Here is a 3853-nt window from a genome sequence, read left to right on the forward strand (position 1 = left end):
AGTCGCTTCGCTCCAATTTTAGCCTACGTGTTATTGCCCCTAAGTTGGGCGTTAGAAGGCGTCAGCCTAAACTGCGTTTGGCTTTATAAAAATTCCAGTTCAACCGCCCTCACCTGCTGTATCAAAATCGCCCTGGCTTTTGGTGGTTTTAACTTCGCCGCATTAACTTCAAAGGTCGCGCAATAGGCGCTTTATCGCCAAGTTCTTAATTCAATTTAGCAAGCGCCATTGCACTTGGTAGCTCAAATGGCGGCTTGCTCTAGTCAAATCACCAACATTACTCCATTGGCATTTTACTTGTTTGCTTTAACAATCAATCGTATGCTGGCTTTATTAGTTTTTAGAACTTCCAAAGGTAAAGGCTCTGCTTCTAACAAAGCGCTTAAGCCACTCCCTTCGGTCGCTGGGACGCCTATACGCGGGGCGGCTTCGCCATTATGCCCCACGCATCTGCGCCCCTTAGCTTAAAGTTATGCGATAAGGATATCGATTTGAATTTTCTGGTTGTCTTAGCTAGTTCTAGATCTAACGGTAATACTGCAAAGCTATCTAAAGAGATAGCAGAAAGCCTTCACGCTCAAATTGTTGACCTTCAAGAGCTATCGATTTCGTATTTTGATTACAAAAGTCGCAATATTTCTGACGACTTCATTCCGTTAGTTGAACGCATGGTATTATCAGACTTTGTTGTATTCGCTACGCCTGTATACTGGTATTCAATGTCGGCACAGTTGAAAACCTTCTTTGATCGGTTTACTGATTTGCTCACTGTAAATAAAGAGCTTGGTCGAAAACTGCGCGGCATGCCAATATCAGTAATTGCTACAGGAACAGATGCGGAGTTGCCTTCTAGTTTTACAGGGCAATTTGAACTAATTTCTAACTACCTTGGACTGGTCTATCATGATCCTCTGTATTGTTGCTGCCCGGATGAGTTTAACCCTCAGCAACACCAGCAGGCAATTCAAGGTTTTCTTGGCAAAATCGCATAACAAACTGCTGTAGTCGCTCGCGGGCTCGCTGGGACGCAAACACATGGGCTGCGTCGCTTCGCTCCTAATTTTAGACCATGTATTTCCGCCCCTAAGCAGGGTGTTAGCTTTCAATGAAAATTAAGCATTTCAAAACAGCATTCGGTTTTTTATTCGCAACGGTCGTGGTCGCATTCTTTGCTCCAATGGCCATAGAGATGAAATTTGTGCCAATCCCTCTAGGTATCTTCGTCTGGACGTTATTGATTGTTGGTATATTGGTGCCGTTTTCAGCATTACCTATTTATCTTATTTTTACGTCATGGCTTGGATTCAACTATAAATCTGTTGTTTTGGCCGCAGTAGTCGCTGTAGTCTTGGTCTCGTCATTCTTTGTATTTCCACACATGCATGAACGCTCTGTTGTAAATGGAATAGTGTTGGCAGAAAATGGGAGTGTAACTCTTTCAGGTTATTTACATGGCTTTGAGAGACTAATTGCGTTTGCGCTGGTCGGCTTCGTTGCCGGTAACACATTCTATTTTTCAGCATCGGTAGGAAATGAAAGCTAACAAACGCATAAACTCGCTCGCGAGCTCGCTGGGACAATAACACGTAGGCTCAGTCGCTTTGCTCCAATTTTAGCCTACGTGTTATTGCCCGTTATGCGGGGCGTTATGTTTCGAGTGGATGCCAGATGAAATTTCTCTTTATATTTGTTCTTTTAGGGAGTGTAGCCTGCACGTCGTTGGATGCTGAAAAAAATGATGTGGAAAGCAATTTCTTTGTAGGCATCCAAAATGACGTTTTAGTATATGAAGGGTCGATAACCAAGTCTTCGAACTTAGCGATTTTTCAAGCATTAAAAAAATCGAAGGAAAAGCCAAAAAGACTAATTATTTCAAGTCCAGGCGGAGAAATTGGTGCAGGGATGGATCTCGGTGAGTGGATACACAGCAATAAGCTAAATATAGAAATAAAAAATCTCTGCTTATCGTCGTGTGCAAACTATGTTTTACCCGCAGCTAATATTAAATACTTACATAAAGACACAATTTTAATGTGGCACGGAAGTGCTTGGCAGAAACAGTGGGATACCACAAATTCTGACGAATCATTTTATTCTAGCTATCTACCCAAAATGAGAAAAAGAGAAGCTGCCTTTTATCGTAGAATAGGAGTCGATAATCTTATTACTGTGTACGGACATAATGAAATGACCATATGGGATAAATTAAGATCTCTTTTTGGCAATGATTTAATAGGGTGGGATTACAGCTTAGATGATTTAGAGCGATTTGGTATATCGAAAATTATTCTCATAGACAATCATTGGAATTGGCGCGAGTATCAGCCTAAAGCTCGCAATGCGATAAAACGGATTACATTAAAAAAGAATTATTCGTTTATGCTTCATAGGTTTGAAACATAAAAAAAAATTAAGTTCGCCCGCTGCGCGGGCTGGGACGCAAACACGCAGGGCGGCTTCGCCATTATGCCCCACATGTCTGCGCCCGTTATTGAAAAGTTAGGCAATATTCAGCATAAGAGTAACCTTGGAGTAGAAATATGAGTGTTAGCGATCTCTTAGCTGTTGCAGCTATATTGGTTTCAATTTTATCAGCGGTATATGCTCGCTACTCTGTCAGTGAATCTAAACGAGCAAATTCCATTGCGCTTTTAGCTGAGCGCAAACAAATCTTTAAAGATTTTTACTCTCTAAAGTCCCACATGGTAGCTTTCGGCAATAGCGCAAAAATGAAAGAAGTAGTGAAATTTAATACTTCAATGCAAGGTGCCAAGCTTCTCCTCCCACAGTCACTAGCTGATGAGTTGGATACATATTTTAAAATATGTTTTGACATGGCGAGGGTATATGAAAAGTCGAAAGGATTTATCAGTGAAATTGAGGAAGAAGCATTTGACTTGGCAGAAAAGGAAATTGAATTTGGAAATCGTTTGGAAAAGCGGTTCTCAAGTTATATTACGGCTAGTATAAATGCCTAACAAAAAAATTATGCCGTGTGCGCAAGCGCACACTGGGACGCAAAAACGTGGGCTCGCGCGAGGCGCAATTATAGCCCACGCCTTTGCGTCTCATATTTAAAAGTTAGTTATTTAGTCAGGCACCGATGAAAAATTTTATATTAACTATATTACTTGTGATGTTACCAATGGGATTATTTGCAAAGGAAAGTAAGGAACAGAAATTTTGGAAGTGGTTTGTTAAAAACGAGACTACTATTTTCGAGTTTGAAAAAGATCAGGAAAAAGTTTTAGATCTAATATCATCTAAATTAACTTCGTATAGGGACGATGTTACATATGAAATTTCTCATGTTAAGAATGGTAAACGAGAATTTATCATAAGTGCAGATGGGATTGCAGATGCGTTTCCTTACGTGGAGTTATTAGTCAAAAGTGCTCCCGAGCTTAAACTATTCTCAATTATTGCATTTCGCCCAAGAATAGACGGTTATGAAGAGTTCAAATTAGAATATGCTGGCAGAGAGTTTGACGTTTCAAAAGTTTGGGTGTATTCCCGTGTAGAAGATGGCTTCTTCGATTTAATTGTTTACCACCCTGATTTCAACGAGCAAGAATCTAATATATTTATTTCAGGCTCATATATATTACTTGATATGGCTTTAGGCGAATATGATGTGGTAAAGAATATTCGCTATATTGATCATCAAGAGCTACCTGAAAATCCTGTAGAGCTAGGTTTAAAACCTTTCGCAGATCTCAGAAAAGTATTTGATGAGTATAAAATGACTAACAAGCCACTAAAGCAGGACTCGTAACAGTTGGCTCGGTTCCGCTTCGCTCCACATTTTAGCCAACAATTACTCGCCTCTTAGTGGGGCGTTAGAAGGCGTCAG

Annotated in this window: 6 protein-coding genes; all 6 read left to right on the forward strand. The window is 40.4% G+C overall.

Translation table 11 applies throughout. The annotated features are described in order from the left end of the window. Positions 1 to 186 (forward strand): hypothetical protein (locus C7Y69_RS21720; RefSeq protein ID WP_221885333.1); only part of this gene is annotated, 186 nt, incomplete at its 5' end. A gap of 305 nt (positions 187 to 491) precedes the next feature. Then, complete coding sequence (locus tag C7Y69_RS16190; RefSeq protein WP_126873380.1) at positions 492 to 992, forward strand: flavodoxin family protein; 501 nt, start codon at positions 492 to 494, stop codon at positions 990 to 992. A 113-nt stretch (positions 993 to 1105) separates the two neighbouring features. Continuing rightward, the gene (locus C7Y69_RS16195) at positions 1106 to 1543 is read left to right on the forward strand and encodes a hypothetical protein (protein WP_126873381.1); all 438 of its coding nucleotides are present in this window, start codon (positions 1106 to 1108) and stop codon (positions 1541 to 1543) included. Positions 1544 to 1668: 125 nt separating this feature from the next. Beyond that, positions 1669 to 2403, forward strand: coding sequence for a hypothetical protein (locus tag C7Y69_RS16200; protein ID WP_126873382.1), 735 nt, complete (start codon positions 1669 to 1671; stop codon positions 2401 to 2403). A 137-nt stretch (positions 2404 to 2540) separates the two neighbouring features. After that, positions 2541 to 2978: a hypothetical protein gene (locus C7Y69_RS16205; RefSeq protein ID WP_126873383.1), complete on the forward strand. Its 438-nt coding sequence runs from the start codon at positions 2541 to 2543 to the stop codon at positions 2976 to 2978. A 125-nt stretch (positions 2979 to 3103) separates the two neighbouring features. Beyond that, the gene (locus tag C7Y69_RS16210) at positions 3104 to 3775 is read left to right on the forward strand and encodes a hypothetical protein (protein ID WP_126873384.1); all 672 of its coding nucleotides are present in this window, start codon (positions 3104 to 3106) and stop codon (positions 3773 to 3775) included. Positions 3776 to 3853: the final 78 nt, after the last annotated feature.

It is taken from the genome of Alteromonas sp. KS69 (assembly GCF_003989595.1).
GTDB classification, from domain to species: Bacteria; Pseudomonadota; Gammaproteobacteria; order Enterobacterales; family Alteromonadaceae; genus Alteromonas; species Alteromonas naphthalenivorans.